A 17,092-nucleotide genomic window follows, 5' to 3' on the forward strand; every position below is an offset into this window, starting at 1 on the left:
GGTCCCAAGCCAAGTACTCTACCAAGCTGAGCTACTTCCCGACTATATAAAGAAAAGCGTGCCCTGAGAGATTCGAACTCCCGACCTTTTGATTCGTAGTCAAACGCTCTATCCGGCTGAGCTAAGGGCACATGATAATGGAGCGGGCGACGGGTCTCGCTTCTTTCTGGCGCTGCTGCGTCAAAACGCTGCCTGCAAAGCCAGATCGGAAGTGCCCGTGACACTCTTCCTTGATGTTCTGCGAGGGTAAACCCGGAACGGGTGAGAGACCCGAGAACATTGATGGAGCGGACGACGGGTCTCGAACCCGCGACCTTCGCCTTGGCAAGGCGACGCTCTACCAATTGAGCTACGTCCGCATTTTCATCCAACATAGGATGGGTTGGTGCGGTCGAGAGGACTTGAACCTCCACGGTGTTGCCACCACTAGAACCTGAATCTAGCGCGTCTGCCAATTCCGCCACGACCGCATATCCACTTGTCAAAAATACTGGTGAGCCATGAAGGACTCGAACCTTCGACCCTCTGATTAAAAGTCAGATGCTCTACCAACTGAGCTAATGGCTCGTGCTATTAAAATCGCCAACATAACCGAGATAGGTTATAAATGGCGGAGCTGACGGGACTCGAACCCGCGACCTCCGGTGTGACAGACCGGCGTGAACTCCAACTTCACCACAGCTCCATATTATGTCGCTCCGCCCAATGCGTTCCAAGTGATGAATCAAAACATCGACCCAGGAAACAGGGAGAAAGAAAATTTGGTTGCGGGAGCAGGATTTGAACCTGCGACCTTCGGGTTATGAGCCCGACGAGCTACCGAGCTGCTCCATCCCGCGACGATTTGAACGATCAAGCCTTAGCTTTGTGATCGTACTATTAAGAGTGGTGGAGGCTGACGGGATCGAACCGCCGACCCTCTGCTTGTAAGGCAGATGCTCTCCCAGCTGAGCTAAGCCTCCAAAGTACCCCACAAAGAGAAGAGATTGCGTTGTAGCAACACCGAGTACTTTGCGGGGACCCCAACAACTAGGTGGGTGTATAAGTGACCCGTAGGGGATTCGAACCCCTGTATGACAGCGTGAAAGGCTGCTGTGTTAAACCGCTTCACCAACGGGCCATGAGAATTAATGGCGGATGGAGTGGGATTTGAACCCACGAGACGGGTCAACCCCGCCTACACGATTTCCAATCGTGCTCCTTCGGCCGCTCGGACATCCATCCATGTACATATGAAAGAGATCAAAGCGATCCACCTTGTTTGCCTTTCAGACTTCGTATGTTATCACAAGCTCATCGACTTGGCAAGAAGTTTTTTGATTTCATTTAAAAAGTTCACTGTCATATAACTTTTCTGCTAGGCACAATAGCCATTTTAGCGCGTGAGCCACGCGCTGTCAACGAAAAAATAACAAAATCCGTTTTCTTTTTCTCTGATTACGTCACGCCCCCTTTGCGAGCTACGCATTTATAATTGCCCGCGAAACCGAATTTTACTCCATGAACTATCCATCCATCTTTCACAGGCACGCCTGCAATCGCGCCTACACCAAATAGGACAGAGCAAACGAGCTTTTTGGGATGGCTGCCACACCAAACAATGGTATACTTTACCATAGGACAAGATTGGCGGTGGAAGGCCGCGGCGCAGCTTCCTGCAAAGGAGGTGACGCTGATGGTCTCGCTCGGCACGCTCTACCTTTGCCTGAAAGTACTGGCAACGCTGCTCAGCCTCTGGTTTAGTGGCAGAAAGCTGTACCAATGGGCAAGAAAACGGCGTAACAAGCGAAAACCCACCGCCTAAGGTTGACCGCCCGACGGTGGGTTCGCTGGTTTTGTAATCATGCGCGCCGTGGGTGTGCCACAGCTTCTTGTCCCGGGAGTCCAATGCCGCTGCAACGGCGTTGGCTCCTTTTCATCGTATGCCGAAAAACGCAAAGTCTATACTCCCAGTTTAACACCCTTGCCCTTCTTCATACAAGAAAGGAAACGGCTCAAAAAATGATGGAAGGACGTGAAAGCCATAGTAACGATTCGTCCAGCAACGTCTCACGATATCGACGCTGTCTGTCGAATAGATGCCGCCGTGCTAGGCTCCGCCAGTCGCGAGCAAGAGCTGCAATCCGCTATTGCAGCCGGTCACTGTCATGTCGCTTCCCTGGACATGCATGCCGCAGGCTTCGCCATCATGAACCAATCGTTTTTTCAGCAAAGCTTTATCCACCTCGTCGTCGTCCATCCCACGCATCAGCAAAAAGGGATCGGCAAAGCCCTGATGCTCCACATGGAAAAAATATGCCCTACCGCAAAGCTGTTCACTTCCACTAACCTATCGAACAAAAAAATGCAGCAGCTCTGCGAAAAGCTCGGCTACGAGTACAGCGGAACCATCAGCCACCTGGACCCTGGTGATCCGGAATTGTTTTATTGCAAAATGGTGTAGCAAAATCTCCAATCAAAAACAGCCGCAGCGCTTGCCTGCCACGGCTGTTTTTCACCAATTCACTGATTGCGCTCATAAACCAGGCGCAGCCCTTTTAATGTCAAATAAGGATCGACCACTTGAATGCAGGATGTCTCGTCTGCTACCAGCGAAGCCATCCCTCCTGTCGCTACTACCGTCGGCTCCGTCTGGTACTCCGCTTTGATCCGGCGCACAATCCCCTCGACCTGGCCCACGAAACCGTAGTAAATGCCCGCCTGCATGGCCGCAATCGTATTTCGCCCTACGACGCTTGCCGGCTTTGTGATTTCGATGCGCGGAAGCTTTGCCGCGCGGCTGAACAGCGCCTCCGTGGAAATTCCGATGCCCGGCGCAATCGCTCCGCCCCAATACTGCCCGCGCTCGTCCACATAGCAAAAAGTCGTCGCCGTCCCAAAATCAACAACAATCAAAGGGGCCCCGTATTCGTGGATGGCCGCCACCGCATTGACGATTCGGTCCGAGCCTACTTCGCGCGGATACTCGTATTTGATGTTCAGCCCGGTCTTGACCCCCGGCCCGACGATCAGCGGTTTTTGGCGCAAATATTTGCGGCACATGCGCTCAATCACCGTGTTCAACGGCGGCACGACTGAGGAAAAGATAATTCCCCTGACCTGCTCCATCGTCAGACCGGCACTGCTGAACAAGCTTTTTACCAGCATGCCGTACTCGTCTTCTGTCTTGTTCCGGTCGGCGGCAATCCGCCAATGATGCCGCAGCACCTCGCCCTCGTACAAACCGAGGACGATGTTGGAGTTGCCTATGTCGATCACCAGTAGCATACAGGTCGCTCCTTACCGTTTGCGCGTATTCAAATCCAGGCTGATATCAAACGCCTTGACCGAGTGGGTCAGAGCGCCGACAGAGATGACATCCACGCCCGTCTTGGCAATATTTCCGATCGTCTCCAGGTTGACGCCACCGGAAGCCTCGACAACCGCGCGGCCATCAATAAGCGCCACCGCTTCTCTCATGGTTTCCAAAGACATGTTGTCCAGCATGATAATGTCCGCGCCCGCTTCCAATGCTTCACGCACCTGGTCCAGCGACTCCGCCTCCACCTCTACCGTCATCGTGTGCGGAATCGCTGCCCGCGCCGAAGCGACCGCCTGTGCGATGCCGCCCGCTCCTTTGATGTGATTGTCTTTAATCATCACCGCATCGTACAAGGCAAAACGGTGATTGTGGCCGCCTCCGACGCGAACGGCGTACTTTTCGAGAAAACGCAGTCCCGGAGTCGTCTTGCGCGTATCCACTACCCGCGCTTTCGTTCCCGCTACCGCTGCCACGTATTCGCTCGTCTTCGTCGCGATGCCGGACAGGCGCTGCATTAAATTGAGCGCAAGCCGCTCGCCGCTCAGGATGGACCGCACGGAGCCGCGCACCTCTGCCAGCTCCTGACCGACTTCCACCCGCTGTCCTTCTTCTACTTTTGCCGTAAACACAAGCGCGGGATCAACCGTCGCGAACACTTGCCGGGCAATCGGCAGCCCGGCTACCACTCCCGCTTCCTTTGCGTACAAAATTCCCGTTCCTTGCTCGGACTCGGGGATCGTGCTCAGCGTCGTCACATCGCCAAAGCCCAGATCCTCCTGCAGCCACTCTTCGATTTTTCGCTCCAGCTCCCGTTTATTCCACATCGTTTTTTCCACACTCCTCTTGGACGCCGTCTTCAAACGTCTGGATCAAATGCTTGCGCCATAACAAATCGTCTTTATTCGGAAAATCATTGCGATAGTGCCCGCCGCGGCTTTCTTCGCGAAGCAATGCGGCTCTCGTCGTCAGCACCGCTGCGTTCAACAGGTTCAAAAACTCGAACGCCTCCCGGTCCTGCGCCGCGTACTGGTAAAACCGCTCCATTCGCTCCAGTTCTGCCAGCGCTTTCAACAAGCCTTTTTCGTCGCGTTTGACGCTGACATGCCGCAGCATCAGCTTTTGCAGCTTCACTCTTTGTTCACGTGTACTAAACGTGCGCGCATCCCGATCTGCAGATACAGCCCGAACCGGACGAATGTCAGGCAGCGCAGGCAACTGTTTGATCCGCTGCGCGATACGATGTCCGAACACGACCGCTTCCGACAACGAATTGCTCGCCAGCCTGTTGGCTCCATGTACCCCTGTGCAGGACGCCTCCCCGCAGGCAAACAGCCGTTTTGTCGTCGTCTCGCCGTTCAGATCGGTCTGGACGCCGCCCATGATGTAGTGGCACGCAGGGGCAACCGGAATCCAGTCCGTCACCATGTCCAGTCCGTATTGCAGGCAAAAGTTGTAGATCGTCGGGAAACGGCGCTTGATAAGCTCCTCCGGTTCGTGCGTGATGTCCAAATACACAAACGACGATTTGGTCTGCTCCATCTCCGAGACGATGGCGCGGGCTACGATGTCGCGCGGCGCCAGCTCTTTTTGCGGGTGGTACTTGTCCATGAAGCGGTCGCCGTTGCTGTTGCGCAAAATCGCGCCTTCCCCCCGTACGGCCTCGGAGATCAGGAAGCGCGGCGCCCCCGGATAGTACAGCGCCGTAGGGTGAAACTGGATGAACTCCACATCCTTAATGCGCGCCCCGGCCCGGTAGGCGATGCCGATTCCGTCAGCGGTGGCGATTTCCGGATTGGTCGTGTAGCGGTACAGTTGCCCCGCTCCCCCGGTCGCCAGCACGGTTGCTTTTGCCTCCAGGAAAAACATGTCCCCTTCCGGCTTTTGCACGATGACCCCCACGCACTCTCCATCCTGTGTGACCACATCAATGGCAAAATGATGCTCCAGCACCCGAATGTTCCCCTGCTCCATCACCCGCTTGGACAGAGCGCGGACGATTTCTGCTCCGGTTGCATCCCCGTTTGCGTGCAAAATGCGCCGCTTGCTGTGCGCCCCTTCCTGCGTCAGTTCGTACTGGCCTTGTTCATCCCGATCGAACTCCGTCCCATATGCAATCAGTTCTTTCAAGCGATCAGGGCCTTCGTGTACGAGCACTTCCACCGCTTCGTACGAGCAAAGTCCAGCTCCGGCGATCAGCGTATCTTGACGATGCAAGGCAGGAGAATCCGACTTGGCAGTAACGGCGGCAATCCCCCCTTGTGCCCAGCGGGTATTGCTGTCATCCAGCCCTTTTTTGCTAATCAGAACTACATCCGCAAACTCACTCGTCTGCAATGCCGTATACAACCCGGCTATCCCTGCTCCTACAACGGCTACGTCTGTTTTCAATCGAGGCAACGACTGCAAATCAAAATCCGCGATATAACGGGGAATCATGGCTGCTGTCCCTTCTCTCCGTAACTGATGATTTCCCACCCATTATAGCAAATACCGACCGGATGAAAACTACATTGGAAGAGTTCCTTTTCAGGCGTAAGAAAACCTGTATCGAAAGACTTCTCAAGGATGAGCGATCGCGTTTTGGCGAAAGGCTGTTCTTGCAAAAAAAGAGCGCCCGCCCTCAGGCGAACACTCTTTGCAGGCAAACTAGCTTCAGTTGGATTGGGCGACACATTCCTTGCAGGTTCCGCACACTTCAAACTTGTGCCCGGTCACCTGGAAATCTTCCGGGACAGCCGCCATGACGTTCATCGGACAGCCTGGCAGGGAAGAGGTCTTCCCGCATTCCGTACAGATGACGTGGTGATGGTGATGCCCGTCGGCGGAGCAAGCGAGACGAAAACGGCCTTCTCCCTCCAGCTCCGTCTCCTCCAAAATCCCCAGCTCAACAAAAGTGGAGATGTTGCGATAAACCGTATCGAAGCTGAGCGTCGGATACTGCTCCTTGATTCGTTCCATAATATCCTTGGCAGACAAGTAGCGCTTTTCGGCTGCGCAGATGCGGATCATTTCCTCCCGCTTGCCGGTATATTTGTACCCGTGCTCCTTCAAAATTTGCAGGGCTTCTTCCACTTTCATCGACAAACACTCCTTCCTTTTGTCTTAACCTGATGACTCTATCGCATTATCACACGCAGCTTTTTGACTCCCAAGACAACGAGCATAATCAAAACGGCCATCAACACAATTGTACCACCAGATGCCCAATCGAAGAGATAGGCAAAATACAAACCGCTCAACACGGAGATTTCTGCGAACAGAATCGAGAAAAAGATCGTTTGGCGAAAGCTTCGGGCAATTTGCAGGCTCGCCGCAACCGGAAGCGTAATCAGCGCGGAAATCAAAAGCACGCCGACAATCCGCATGGAAGCGGCAATCGTAAGCGCCACGAGCACCATGAACCACAGGTTGATCGATCTGCGCGCGACACCGGACACCCGGGCGAACTCTTCGTCAAAGGAGACGGCGAACAGCTCCTTGTAAATCAAAAAGACGGTGCCCAGCACAACGACTGCTACGCCAATCAGCGCATACAAGTCCTCGATGGAGACAGTGACAATTTTCCCGAACAAATACGAGTACAGGTCAGCGTTGAATCCGTCCGCCACACTGATTAACACCGTAAACAGCCCCAGACCTGTGGACAAAATGATCGGGATCGCCAAATCCTGATACGCTTTGTACACTTTGCGCAGCCGTTCAATGAACAAAGAGCCGACTACCGCAAAAAGCATCCCGAAAAACAGCGGGTTTACTGCCGAGAAAAAGGCAATTTTTTTCGAGACCAGCATCCCCGCCGCCACGCCCGAGAGCGTGACGTGAGAAAGTCCGTCGGCCATCATCGACAAGCGCCGGACGATGAGAAACGTCCCGAGCAACGGGCAAATCAGGCCAATCAAAATCCCCGAAAACAGGGTGTACCGCAAAAAATCATACTGCCACCAATCAGCCAGCATGTTCATACTCCTTCTTTGTTATCTCGTTTGCAACGGCTTAATGGTGATGAGACAAAAGCCGGACAGAATCACCATACATGCTCTGCAATATTTTTTCCTGATTGTGCTCAAACTCGTGAGCCGTTCCATGAAAATGAATCTTCTTCTGCACGCAAGCTACTTTTGTCACCCATTGCGACATGACGCCGACGTCGTGGCTCACGATCATCATCGTCAGGCCGTTTTCCTCTTTGAGCGAGCGAAGCAGACCGTAAAACTGCTCAATCGACTCCTGGTCGACACCGACAGTAGGCTCATCGAGAATCAACAGCTCCGGCTCCGCCACGAGCGCACGCGCGATGAATACGCGCTGCAATTGCCCGCCAGACAGGCTGCCGATGCGCTGATTCAGCTTTTCCGCCAAGCCGACACGCTCGACGGCAGCCCGCACGCTCGCATGATGTTGGGCGTTCAGTCTGCGGAAAAGGCCGACCTTCCCCACCAGACCGGAAGCCACGACTTCCTGCACCGTCGCGGGAAAGCCGCCAGCTCCGTGAGCTACCTGCTGTGCTACATACCCGATCCGGTTCCATTCGCGGAATTTGGACAGAGGCTGACCGAACAGCTCGACTTTTCCCTTGTTCGGGGTGAGCAGCCCAAGGATCAGCTTCATCAGCGTTGATTTTCCCGAGCCATTCGGGCCGACAATCCCGACAAACTCTCCTCGTTCCAGCGAAAACTCCACCCCGTCCAGAACCAGTTTGTCTTCATATTGAAAGGAGACGTCCGTGAGCTTTACCACAGGCACTCCTTGGGTCATTGGTTCCATGCAATAATCATCCTTTAAATCGGATTTGTTCTGATTTGTTACCTTTCATCCTACTACGATTTTGCCCGAACCACAACCCTCCTATTTGGCAAAAACGCCTGAAGCCCGGCTATCAGGACAAAATCGCGGGCAGGCAAAGAAAAAAATGCCGCTGTAGATAGCGACATTTTTGCTGCAAGCTTATTTCAATGCGACTTTCAAAGTCTCCAGGTTGTCACGCATGATGGACAAGTAGTCACGTCCAGCTTTTACATCCTCCTCAGTCAAACCTTCAAGCGGATTGAGCGTCGCCGTCTTCACGCCGGCTTCCTTCGCGATCACTTCCGCTACTTTTGGCGAGACGAGCGTTTCGAACATGACATAGGAGATGTTGTGCTCCTTCACATGATCGACCAGACTTTTCAATTCTGCTGGCGACGGCTCGTCAGCCGGATTCAGCCCGGAAATGGATACTTGCTCCAGTCCGTACCGATTCGCCAAATAGGAGAATGCGCTGTGCGAGGTCATAAATTCTTTTTTGGCAGCTTGCGAGACCATGTTTTTAAACTCCTGGTCCAACTGATCCAGGTCGGCAGCCAATTGCGCGTAGTTTTTCTCATAATCGGCAGCGTGCGCCTGGTCTTTTTGCACCAGCGTATTTTTCACTTTTTCCGCCTGCGCCTTCAGCTTCGTAGGGTCCAGCCAGACGTGCGGGTCAAATTCGCCGTGGTCATGGCCGTGCTCCTCGGTCGCGGCTTCTCCCTCATGCTCGTGCCCTTCTTCCGTCGCTGCTTCCCCTTCGTGCTCGTGTTCATGTTCTGTCGCTTTCAGCAAGTCCAGACCTTCCGACGCATTGACGATCACAGTCTTGTTTTTGTCGAGGTTGCCTACCGCTTTATCGACCCAAAGCTCCAGGCCGCTGCCGTTGTAGGCAAAAATGTCTGCGTTCGCCAACGCCACCATGTCTTTTGCAGTTGGCTCGTAATCGTGCGGCTCCACTCCGGGCGGAATGATGTTGGTCACTTCCACATGGTCGCCCCCGATACGCTTGGCTACGTATTCGAGCGGATAAATAGTCGTATATACTTTTGGCTTGGCACTCGCATCGCCGCCGGTTTGAGGTGTGCTTGCTGTCTGATCGGCTGCGCCGCATCCGGCAATGCTGACCGCTGCAATCAGGCTAACGATCGCCATCAGGCCCTTTTTCATCTCTGTGCTCCTCCTACCCAATTCAAAATGATTCCGATTTAGTTTCATGATCGTTTTTCATTATAAGGACTGAAGCCCAAAAAGTAAATAGGATTTATTCCGATTTAATTGTCATTTGTTTGCAACGTCGATCATAGCTTCACAATTTCTCCATGCCGTTATGATAAGATAAAAGGCAGGAGGTATGTCCAAAATGAAACGACAATCATGGTTAGCGATCAGTTTCATCACCGCAGCTCTGCTTGCTGGCTGTGGCTCTAACGATCAAGCTGGTCAGGATCACGCGAATCACGCACAGCACGCTCCGAATGGTGACCTGCAGGAAATGACAGCTTCCGTCGATCAGCTTCCGAAGTTTTTAGATAATCAAGACCCCGTCATTATCGAATCGTACAAAATCGCCGGCACCAACCGCGAGCTGCTCAAATCCATCCCTTGCTACTGCGGCTGCGGAGAGAGCGCTGGACATCTGCACAACGGCAACTGCTTTATCAAAGAGGAAAAGCCGGATGGCTCCATCGTCTGGGATGACCACGGGACACGCTGCGGCGTCTGCATGGAGATTGCCGTTATTTCTTCCAAGCTGAAGCAGGCTGGAAAATCGACAAAAGAAATCCGCGACTACATCGACCACACCTACAAAGAAGGCTACGGAAAACCGACACCGACTCCTATGCCGTCTTGAGCATCGGGCAGTTTTCATCAGGGACTGGCACGCTGTCGCTTCCTCACGAGGGAGCTTTTTGGGGATAGCAGAAAGGATTTCAGCCTCTGGCGGAGTCGTAGACTGCTTCGCACGCGAGACAGCAACAAAGGGAGCAAAGCTTGCAACAAGCTCTGCTCCCTTCTCTCTTTTCATAAAAATGATTGCCGATCAACAGGCCATCCGCTTACGCCGGAGCTACTTCCAGCATCCGCTCCAGCGACGCGCGCGCCGCGTCTGCGATTTCTTTTGGCACGTAGATTTCCGGCTTCATGGTCTCTAACGCCTCGACGCATTTTTTCAGGTTGTTCACCTTCATGTTCGGGCAGACGAGGTATTTGGACGCGAAAATAAACGTCTTGTCCGGGCTGTCCTTTTCCAGCATGTAGCGTGTACCGTCCTCGGTCCCGATGATAAATTCCTTGTGGGACGATTCGCGGCAGTATTTGAGGATTCCGGTTGTGGAGCCTACGTAGTCGGCCAAGGAAACCACTTCCGGGCGGCATTCCGGATGCACGACGACCACTGCCTCTGGATGCTGCTGCTTCAACGTCATGATGTCTTCGACGGACAACTGGTCATGCGTATTGCAGTAGCCTTCCCAAATAATCATTTTTTTGTCCGTAAACTGGGAGACGTAGTGGCCCAGGTTTTTGTCCGGAACCCAGATGATCTCCTCGCTGTCCACAGATTCGATCACTCGCTTTGCGTTAGACGACGTACAGCAGATGTGTGTTTCTGCCTTGACGTCAGCAGAAGTGTTGATGTACGCCACTACTTTCGCATTCGGATGCTGTGCCTTTAGCTTGCGCAGCCCCTCTACGTTCACCATGTCCGCCATTGGACAGCCTGCGCGCTCATCAGGAATGATAACCTTCTTTTGGGGATTGAGAATTTTTGCACTTTCTCCCATGAAGTGAACTCCGCAGAACAAGATCACATCTGCATCGGTTTCCTTTGCTTTTTGTGCCAGTCCAAAGGAATCTCCAATGAAGTCGGCTACTTCCTGAATCTCAGGACGTTGGTAAAAATGAGCAAGAATGATGGCATTACGTTCTTTCTTCAACTGCATCAGTCGTTCACGTAACTCAGCGTTGCGCTGGGCTTTTTTTTCTAACGCTAAAGCGTCCATGGAAAAAATCCCCCTACGGTGGTGTCATAATTTACGGTCATTGTAAGCTGATTACTGGGTCTTGTCAATGTAAGCGTTGTTACATGATTTGCCTATCCTTTCCTTTTAAAAAGGATATGAGCCTGTCGCTCTCGTCTACTCTGCCCGGAACAACCATTGCAGCGCCTCCGGGACGTACTGCACCCCCAGATCGAAGGAATGGTACTCGCTCTCGTAAATCACCTGGCGCACCGTGCTTTCGGTAAAGCCGTTTTGCAGCAAAAGTTCATACACCTTTTTGCTGTTGGGCACCATCCACTGTTGTCCGTTCGTGCGGCCTGCACCTTCTGCATGTCCCAGGTTCATGTAGAGGCGCTGGCCTGTCTGGCGGATGGGCAACTGCTCCAGCCATTCGATGATGCCCGGAAACCAGAAGGAGCCGGAAAAGCTCCCGATTCGCCCAAAAATATCCGGATACGAGAACGCCGTGTAGACGGAGATAAGCCCGCCAAACGAAAAGCCCATAATCCCCGTATGCTCTCTGTCCGGCAGCGTCCGCAGCTTACTGTCGATGTACGGCTTCAGCTCGTTCGCCAGAAAACGGGCGTAGACGGATGCATTGCCGCCAAACATCTTGCCTGGCTCAAACACGTTGGGCGAAACAAACGGCGTGTATTCGTCGTTGCGATCAAACGAAGCCACTCCGACAAAAATCATGCCTGGCAACTCGCCCTTCGCCGTCAGCTCCCGCACTTTCAGCAAGGTGTCGCTATCGTTTGGCTCAATCAAATCTCCGCTGTCCTGCAAATAGACGACAGGGTAACGCTGGTCGCTGTCCGCATAACCGTCAGGCAAGTAAATCAATAACTGTCGTTCGTTAAACGTATCGTGTAGCACGCTAGGCTGACTCATCTGCCCGCTCTCCTCTCCGTCCATGCGATTGATTTTGGAGGCTATTCCGCAAGAACCCGGAGCAGCTCCTTCGTCGTGTACTCAACCGCCAACGGACCTTTTGTACTGATTGAGACATCAAGCGGATACACATGGTTTGCTTTTACAGCCTTCAGCGACTGCCACACTTTGCTTTTGTTCAGCTCGGCAAGCGTCGTATCCATATTGTCCAAATAATCGACGAGGAAAATGTAGTCGGGATCGAGCACTGTTATGCCTTCCAAAGAAACGACGTCGCCCTCCAGCTTGTACTGGCCGGGAGGTTTGAGGCCCAGCCCGGATTTTTCATCGAAAGCATACGAGACGTCATTGTCATCGAGCACGTAAAAAGTGCTGCCGTCACCCGATGCCCGCAGGAACGTCACGGTTTTGTCCTTTTTCGCGGCCAATTTTTCTCCGGCTTCTGCCATCAGCGCTTCCAGCTTCGTGATATAGTCCTCGGCCAACTGCTCTTTGCCGATCAGTTTGGCGTATTCGCGGAGCGTCTCTGCCCAGGTTCGCTCCTCTGTATTGTTAATCATCGCAACGGTGGAAATATGGCTCAAATCTTCGTAGACGTCATTGTGCGTCCCGGAAAAAGCTACAATCAAATCCGGTTCAAGCTCCGTCATCAGCTCCAGATTCGGTGTAGTCACTTCACCGATATCTTTGACTGTGGCTGTTTTGGCGTAAGGCTTCAACGTTTCAAACGATCCCAGCATGCGCTCTGCCAGTGTAGAGGCGATCGGAGGTGTTTCCAGCGCAAAGAAATACTCCATCATTCCAAAGTGAGTAACGGCAACACGCTGTGGCTGCTTGGCAATCACCACTTCTTTTCCTGTCGCATCCACATAGGTTCGCGGCCATTACTGCTGCTTCGCTTGCTGGGCATTCGCTGCGGCCGAAGCTTCTGTTGTTTGCTGCGTCGACTGCGGAGGACTGCTGTTGACTGCCCCGCCATTCCCAGGACTGGAGCATGCACTCAAAAGCAACGCGAGCCCCAGCATCAGCTTGTGCATTTTGCCTTTGGTTCCATTTCTGAATAGCTGCACTTTCTCTCCCTCACCTTTTCGATAATGATTTTCATTATTAAACAGATTGTAGTTGTGCGGGGAGATTCGTACAAGGGATGATCTTAGCCTTTTCACAGGATATTCTGAGCCTGCACGCACGCTGGCCGCCTGTTCCTTAAACTGTCCCGGCGTGACACCCGTATGTTTTTTGAACGCGCGGATAAAGTAGGAGAGGTCGCTGTACCCGACGCCTTCGGCAACCTCCTGCAAAGAGGCATCGGTTTGCGCGAGCAATGCCTTTGCCCTGTCCAGCCGCACGCTGATGAGGTAGTCGATCGGGCTGTGCCCCGTCTGCTGCTTGAACAGCCTGGACAAATACGGAATGCTGTAGGTAAGCTTTTCGCCATCGTCTCCAGCGTAATCGGCTTGCTGTAATGCGTGTGGATGAACTGCTTCGCCTGGGAAACAAGGTCGGCTTTTCCGTAGCCTCGCGCTTCTTCGTCCATTTGCCGCAACAGCTCGGAGACAAAAAGCTGAAACAGCCCTCTCGCCCGCAGTTGCCGCACAGGATCGGCGTCGTTCGCCTGCCAAACTGCGTGCAGCTTTTCCACCTGATCGAACAGGGCGACAGACTGTTGGGGAATAAAGGCATACGGAGCCAAAAACCAGTTGCGCCGCTCCAAAAGCTGCATGATTTCCTGGCGGCATGGCAAAGAAATAACCGCTTTATAAAAAAGAATGTAGTATTCCGCGTCGTTTTCGCAGGCCGTGATTTCGAGCGTCAGTCCCTTGCCGCCGTGAATGACGTGAAAGCTGCGCACAGAATACGCCAGCTCATCCAGCAACACCTCGGCGCGACCGCGAATGAAATACAGAAACACACTCGAAGGGAGCGGATCAAACCTCTGTTTTTCCCCTGGCCGCACAATCTGGTGGCGTACGTCCATGACTTTGACGGAAGCGTGATTCCACAGAAGAAAAAGCTCTTTTTGCATCATAGGGGGTACTCTCTCCTCTCCGAATAGCTACGCTCATTATAATTGATAACCATTCTCAACAACAACAACAAAAACCGCCCAGGCTAAGGACGGTTTCTCGGCAGAGAGAGTTTTGCTACCGCTTTTAAAGACTTTTACAGCTATGATTCCACTTTGTCGGCTATATCGTCGGCTCGCCAATCACGCGTTCCAAAATAAATCGGGCTACGCCATCGTCGTTATGATGCGGCGCGATATATTTGGCAATCTGCTTGATCGCAGGCGTTGCGTTTTCCATCGCCACCGAATAGCCAGCCCCGGTCAACGCCTCGCGATCGTTCTCCGCATCGCCGAACGCCATCACCTGTTCGGGCGCTATTCCCCACGTCTTGCAAAAATACAGCAGTCCTTCCCATTTGGAAACGCCGTGGGGAATGACCTCGATATTTTGCTTGCCGGACGAAGTGATCGTCACCTGCTCCTGCCACGGGTTGAACTGCTCAGCAACCCGCTTCAGCCGTTCCGGATTGTTGTCCCAGACGAAAAACTTGACGATTTCCGCTTCTCCGCTTTCGATTTTTTGCAGCATTTCCGCAAGCGGCGCGACGCGGGCGAGCCTGTAAAACGCAAACTGCCGCATGGAGACTCCCTCCACCGATGCATCCTGCTCGATGATCGCCTCCAGACGCTCACGATCCTCCTGCACCATCCAGCGGTTGCTGTTCGTATCATGCAGTTCGTAGTAAATCGGCTCTTGTCGCAGCGCATGGATCGCATCAATCACCATTTCCTTGGACAAGTAAAAGCGGCGAACCAGCGTGCCGTCTTTTTCATAAATCGCTGCCCCGTTGCTGCATACGTATCCGTCAAATGGAAACGAGTCAATCGGGACTTGGGCGGAGCCGAACATTCTGCCTGTCGACAGCACCAGCTTGCAGCCCTTTTCTTGCAGCTTGAACAGTGCCGCTCTCGTCCCTTCTGTCATTTGTGATGCCTCGTTCAACAACGTACCGTCCATATCAAATGCAGCCATTCCCGGTGTAAGCAGCATCATTTCTCCTCCTCCAGATCGATTCGGTTGATTATGATTTTGCGAAAGCAAACCTCTTGTCCTTTTATGAAGAAAAGAGGCACCTGAGGCGCCCCTTATTGTTTCGGTTCTTCGTTTGTTTCGTCTTGCTTCGGTTGAATGTTGACGACCACATCGCCGTTATCCGGATTGTCTGGATCGTTGTCCATTCTGCCCGTCTCGATCAGTTGTTTGATCTGATCTGCATCAAGTGTTTCTACGCGCAGCAGAGTGTTCGCAATCAGATCGAGCTGATCGCGGTGCTTGGTCAGCAACTCTTTACACTTGGCGTAGCATTCGTTGATGATGTTTTGCATTTCCAGATCAATCTCATAGGCGATCTTGTCGGAGTAGTTGCGCTCGTTGCCGTAATCGCGGCCCAGGAATACCTGTCCCTGGCTCTTGCCGAACTGCATCGGACCGAGTCTGCTCATCCCGTATTCGGTAATCATGCTGCGGGCAATCGCGGTCGCGCGCTGGAAGTCATTGTGTGCCCCGGTACTGATATCCCCGAGCACCAGCTCCTCAGCCACTCGTCCACCCAAGAGGCCGACGATTTTGTCGAGCAAATCTGTTTTGGTAGCAAAGAAACGGTCTTCTTTTGGCAGCATCACGGTGTATCCGCCAGCCTGGCCGCGCGGAATGATCGTTACCTTATGTACCATTTCTGCATTTCTCAGGTGATAGCCGATAATGGTGTGACCGGCTTCGTGGAAAGCAACCAGGCGTCTTTCGTCCTCGCTGACAACGCGAGACTTTTTCGCCGGACCAGCAATGACGCGGTCGATCGCTTCGTCCACTTCCTTCATGCTGATTTGCTTTTTGTTTTTGCGGGCAGTAAGGAGAGCAGCTTCGTTCAGCAAGTTCTCCAAATCAGCACCTGTGAAGCCCGAAGTACCACGGGCAATCACATCCAGCTTCACGTCGTCGCCAAGCGGCTTGTTGCGGGCATGAACCTTGAGCACCGCTTCACGGCCTTTGATGTCGGGACGATCCACTGTGATTTGACGGTCAAAACGTCCTGGACGCAGAAGCGCCGGGTCGAGAATGTCAGGTCGGTTGGTCGCAGCCACCATGATGATGCCTTCGTTGCCGCCGAAACCGTCCATCTCTACGAGCAACTGGTTGAGGGTTTGCTCGCGCTCGTCATGACCACCGCCGAGACCAGCTCCACGCTGGCGACCTACGGCGTCGATCTCGTCGATGAAGATAATGCACGGAGCATTTTTCTTCGCGTTTTCAAACAGGTCACGCACGCGGGATGCACCCACCCCGACGAACATTTCCACGAAGTCAGAACCGGAAATGCTGAAGAACGGAACGCCTGCCTCACCAGCAACAGCGCGGGCGAGCAAGGTTTTACCAGTACCTGGAGGACCTACGAGCAGGACCCCTTTTGGAATACGGGCACCAACGGCGTTAAATTTGCGCGGGTCTTTCAGGAACTCAACGACTTCCTCCAGCTCCGCTTTTTCTTCATCTGCACCCGCTACATCGTCAAACGTAACGCGCTTCTTCTCTTCGTTGTACAGCTTCGCGCGGCTTTTTCCGAAGTTCATCACTCGGCTGCCGCCACCCTGGGCATTGTTCAGAAGGAAGAAAAACAGGATGAAAATGATGACAAAAGGAATGATCGAGGTCAGGAACGTGAGCCAAATGCTGTTGCCCTCCGCTGGATTGAACTCTACCTTTTTCAGTTTTTGTTCATCAATTTTCGTCTCGACCAGCTTTACAACATCAGAGTCGTACAAAGGAACGTTGGTAAAAAATTTGTTGCTTTCCTGTCCCGGAATAGCTTTAGCTAGTGTACCCTCTACCCTGTATGTACCATTTTCAGGGCGCATGGATAGTTCTGTAACATTGTCAGCTTTAAGCTGTACCCGGAAATCCTGATATGTAAGTTTCCCAACCTTATCAGTACCGGAGAGGATGAAATTCACGATCCCGACCGTGACAAGAAAAATCAGCAGGTAGAACCCGGTATTACGAAAAAAGCGATTCATTCCTTACCTCCTCTCACGAACAGACACTTTTCA

At 53.0% G+C, this 17,092-nt stretch carries 16 protein-coding genes, 10 tRNA genes and 1 pseudogene (1 of these 27 only partly in view); 4 read left to right on the forward strand and 23 right to left on the reverse strand.

Annotated features, from left to right (window positions below):
• From BA6348_RS02090 to BA6348_RS02135, 10 genes are all read right to left on the reverse strand, one after another.
• Positions 1–41 (reverse strand) — tRNA-Pro (locus tag BA6348_RS02090) (it extends 36 nt beyond the left edge of the window).
• A gap of 16 nt (positions 42–57) precedes the next feature.
• A tRNA-Arg gene (locus BA6348_RS02095) sits at positions 58–131 on the reverse strand.
• A 152-nt stretch (positions 132–283) separates the two neighbouring features.
• Positions 284–359, reverse strand: a tRNA-Gly gene (locus BA6348_RS02100).
• Positions 360–383: 24 nt separating this feature from the next.
• Positions 384–470: transfer RNA gene (locus BA6348_RS02105), tRNA-Leu, on the reverse strand.
• Between the two features lie 21 nt (positions 471–491).
• A tRNA-Lys gene (locus tag BA6348_RS02110) sits at positions 492–567 on the reverse strand.
• 41 nt (positions 568–608) lie between these two features.
• Positions 609–685, reverse strand: a tRNA-Asp gene (locus BA6348_RS02115).
• 77 nt (positions 686–762) lie between these two features.
• A tRNA-Met gene (locus BA6348_RS02120) sits at positions 763–839 on the reverse strand.
• Positions 840–886: 47 nt separating this feature from the next.
• Positions 887–962: transfer RNA gene (locus BA6348_RS02125), tRNA-Val, on the reverse strand.
• Positions 963–1,046: 84 nt separating this feature from the next.
• Positions 1,047–1,120 (reverse strand) — tRNA-Glu (locus tag BA6348_RS02130).
• 11 nt (positions 1,121–1,131) lie between these two features.
• Positions 1,132–1,224 (reverse strand) — tRNA-Ser (locus BA6348_RS02135).
• Between the two features lie 451 nt (positions 1,225–1,675).
• Here BA6348_RS02135 and BA6348_RS27620 point away from each other — a divergent pair.
• Together BA6348_RS27620 and BA6348_RS02145 are read left to right on the forward strand one after the other, a co-directional pair.
• Entirely contained in the window at positions 1,676–1,804 is a 129-nt protein-coding gene (locus BA6348_RS27620) for a hypothetical protein (RefSeq protein WP_255320432.1), read from the forward strand.
• Between the two features lie 210 nt (positions 1,805–2,014).
• Positions 2,015–2,443 carry a GNAT family N-acetyltransferase gene (locus BA6348_RS02145; RefSeq protein ID WP_242507436.1) on the forward strand — a complete coding sequence of 143 codons (429 nt, stop codon included), beginning with the start codon at positions 2,015–2,017 and terminating at the stop codon, positions 2,441–2,443.
• Positions 2,444–2,502: 59 nt separating this feature from the next.
• Here the strand turns inward: BA6348_RS02145 and BA6348_RS02150 are convergent, their stop codons facing one another.
• From BA6348_RS02150 to BA6348_RS02180, 7 genes are all read right to left on the reverse strand, one after another.
• Positions 2,503–3,267 (reverse strand): type III pantothenate kinase, encoded by a 765-nt coding sequence (locus tag BA6348_RS02150; RefSeq protein ID WP_122952815.1) that lies wholly within the window; start codon positions 3,265–3,267, stop codon positions 2,503–2,505.
• 12 nt (positions 3,268–3,279) lie between these two features.
• Complete coding sequence (gene nadC, locus BA6348_RS02155; protein ID WP_005828597.1) at positions 3,280–4,125, reverse strand: carboxylating nicotinate-nucleotide diphosphorylase; 846 nt, start codon at positions 4,123–4,125, stop codon at positions 3,280–3,282.
• Entirely contained in the window at positions 4,115–5,737 is a 1,623-nt protein-coding gene (nadB, locus tag BA6348_RS02160) for an L-aspartate oxidase (RefSeq protein ID WP_005828599.1), read from the reverse strand. Before nadB ends, nadC begins: the two co-directional genes overlap by 11 nt.
• 216 nt (positions 5,738–5,953) lie before the next feature.
• Positions 5,954–6,379, reverse strand: a complete 426-nt coding sequence (locus BA6348_RS02165; protein ID WP_122952816.1) for a Fur family transcriptional regulator — start codon at positions 6,377–6,379, stop codon at positions 5,954–5,956.
• 38 nt (positions 6,380–6,417) lie between these two features.
• On the reverse strand, positions 6,418–7,257 hold the full coding sequence (locus BA6348_RS02170; protein WP_005828603.1) for a metal ABC transporter permease: 840 nt from the start codon (positions 7,255–7,257) through the stop codon (positions 6,418–6,420).
• 37 nt (positions 7,258–7,294) lie between these two features.
• Positions 7,295–8,065 (reverse strand): metal ABC transporter ATP-binding protein, encoded by a 771-nt coding sequence (locus tag BA6348_RS02175; RefSeq protein ID WP_005828605.1) that lies wholly within the window; start codon positions 8,063–8,065, stop codon positions 7,295–7,297.
• 180 nt (positions 8,066–8,245) lie between these two features.
• A complete protein-coding gene (locus BA6348_RS02180) occupies positions 8,246–9,253 on the reverse strand; it encodes a metal ABC transporter substrate-binding protein (RefSeq protein ID WP_122952817.1) in 1,008 nt (335 codons plus the stop codon).
• Between the two features lie 193 nt (positions 9,254–9,446).
• Here BA6348_RS02180 and BA6348_RS02185 point away from each other — a divergent pair, with 193 nt between their 5' ends.
• A complete protein-coding gene (locus BA6348_RS02185) occupies positions 9,447–9,938 on the forward strand; it encodes a PCYCGC domain-containing protein (protein WP_026556962.1) in 492 nt (163 codons plus the stop codon).
• A 205-nt stretch (positions 9,939–10,143) separates the two neighbouring features.
• On the opposite strand, the gene nadA is transcribed toward BA6348_RS02185, so the two are convergent.
• The 4 genes and pseudogenes from nadA to BA6348_RS26475 form a co-directional block, all read right to left on the reverse strand.
• Positions 10,144–11,088, reverse strand: a complete 945-nt coding sequence (nadA, locus tag BA6348_RS02190; RefSeq protein WP_007776421.1) for a quinolinate synthase NadA — start codon at positions 11,086–11,088, stop codon at positions 10,144–10,146.
• 135 nt (positions 11,089–11,223) lie between these two features.
• Positions 11,224–11,979 (reverse strand): alpha/beta hydrolase, encoded by a 756-nt coding sequence (locus BA6348_RS02195; protein ID WP_122952818.1) that lies wholly within the window; start codon positions 11,977–11,979, stop codon positions 11,224–11,226.
• Positions 11,980–12,020: 41 nt separating this feature from the next.
• A complete protein-coding gene (locus tag BA6348_RS02200; RefSeq protein ID WP_122952819.1) occupies positions 12,021–12,824 on the reverse strand; it encodes an ABC transporter substrate-binding protein in 804 nt (267 codons plus the stop codon).
• Between the two features lie 39 nt (positions 12,825–12,863).
• Positions 12,864–13,397, reverse strand: a pseudogene (locus BA6348_RS26475) (helix-turn-helix domain-containing protein); the annotation flags it as partial.
• Positions 13,398–13,444: 47 nt separating this feature from the next.
• Here BA6348_RS26475 and BA6348_RS26480 point away from each other — a divergent pair.
• Entirely contained in the window at positions 13,445–14,035 is a 591-nt protein-coding gene (locus tag BA6348_RS26480) for a hypothetical protein (RefSeq protein ID WP_165328971.1), read from the forward strand.
• A gap of 133 nt (positions 14,036–14,168) precedes the next feature.
• On the opposite strand, the gene BA6348_RS02210 is transcribed toward BA6348_RS26480, so the two are convergent.
• Positions 14,169–15,038, reverse strand: a complete 870-nt coding sequence (locus tag BA6348_RS02210; protein ID WP_005828619.1) for a Cof-type HAD-IIB family hydrolase — start codon at positions 15,036–15,038, stop codon at positions 14,169–14,171.
• Positions 15,039–15,133: 95 nt separating this feature from the next.
• Positions 15,134–17,059 (reverse strand): ATP-dependent zinc metalloprotease FtsH, encoded by a 1,926-nt coding sequence (gene ftsH / locus BA6348_RS02215; protein WP_005828620.1) that lies wholly within the window; start codon positions 17,057–17,059, stop codon positions 15,134–15,136.
• Positions 17,060–17,092: the final 33 nt, after the last annotated feature.

It is taken from the genome of Brevibacillus agri (assembly GCF_004117055.1).
In the GTDB taxonomy this organism is placed as follows: domain Bacteria; phylum Bacillota; class Bacilli; order Brevibacillales; family Brevibacillaceae; genus Brevibacillus; species Brevibacillus agri.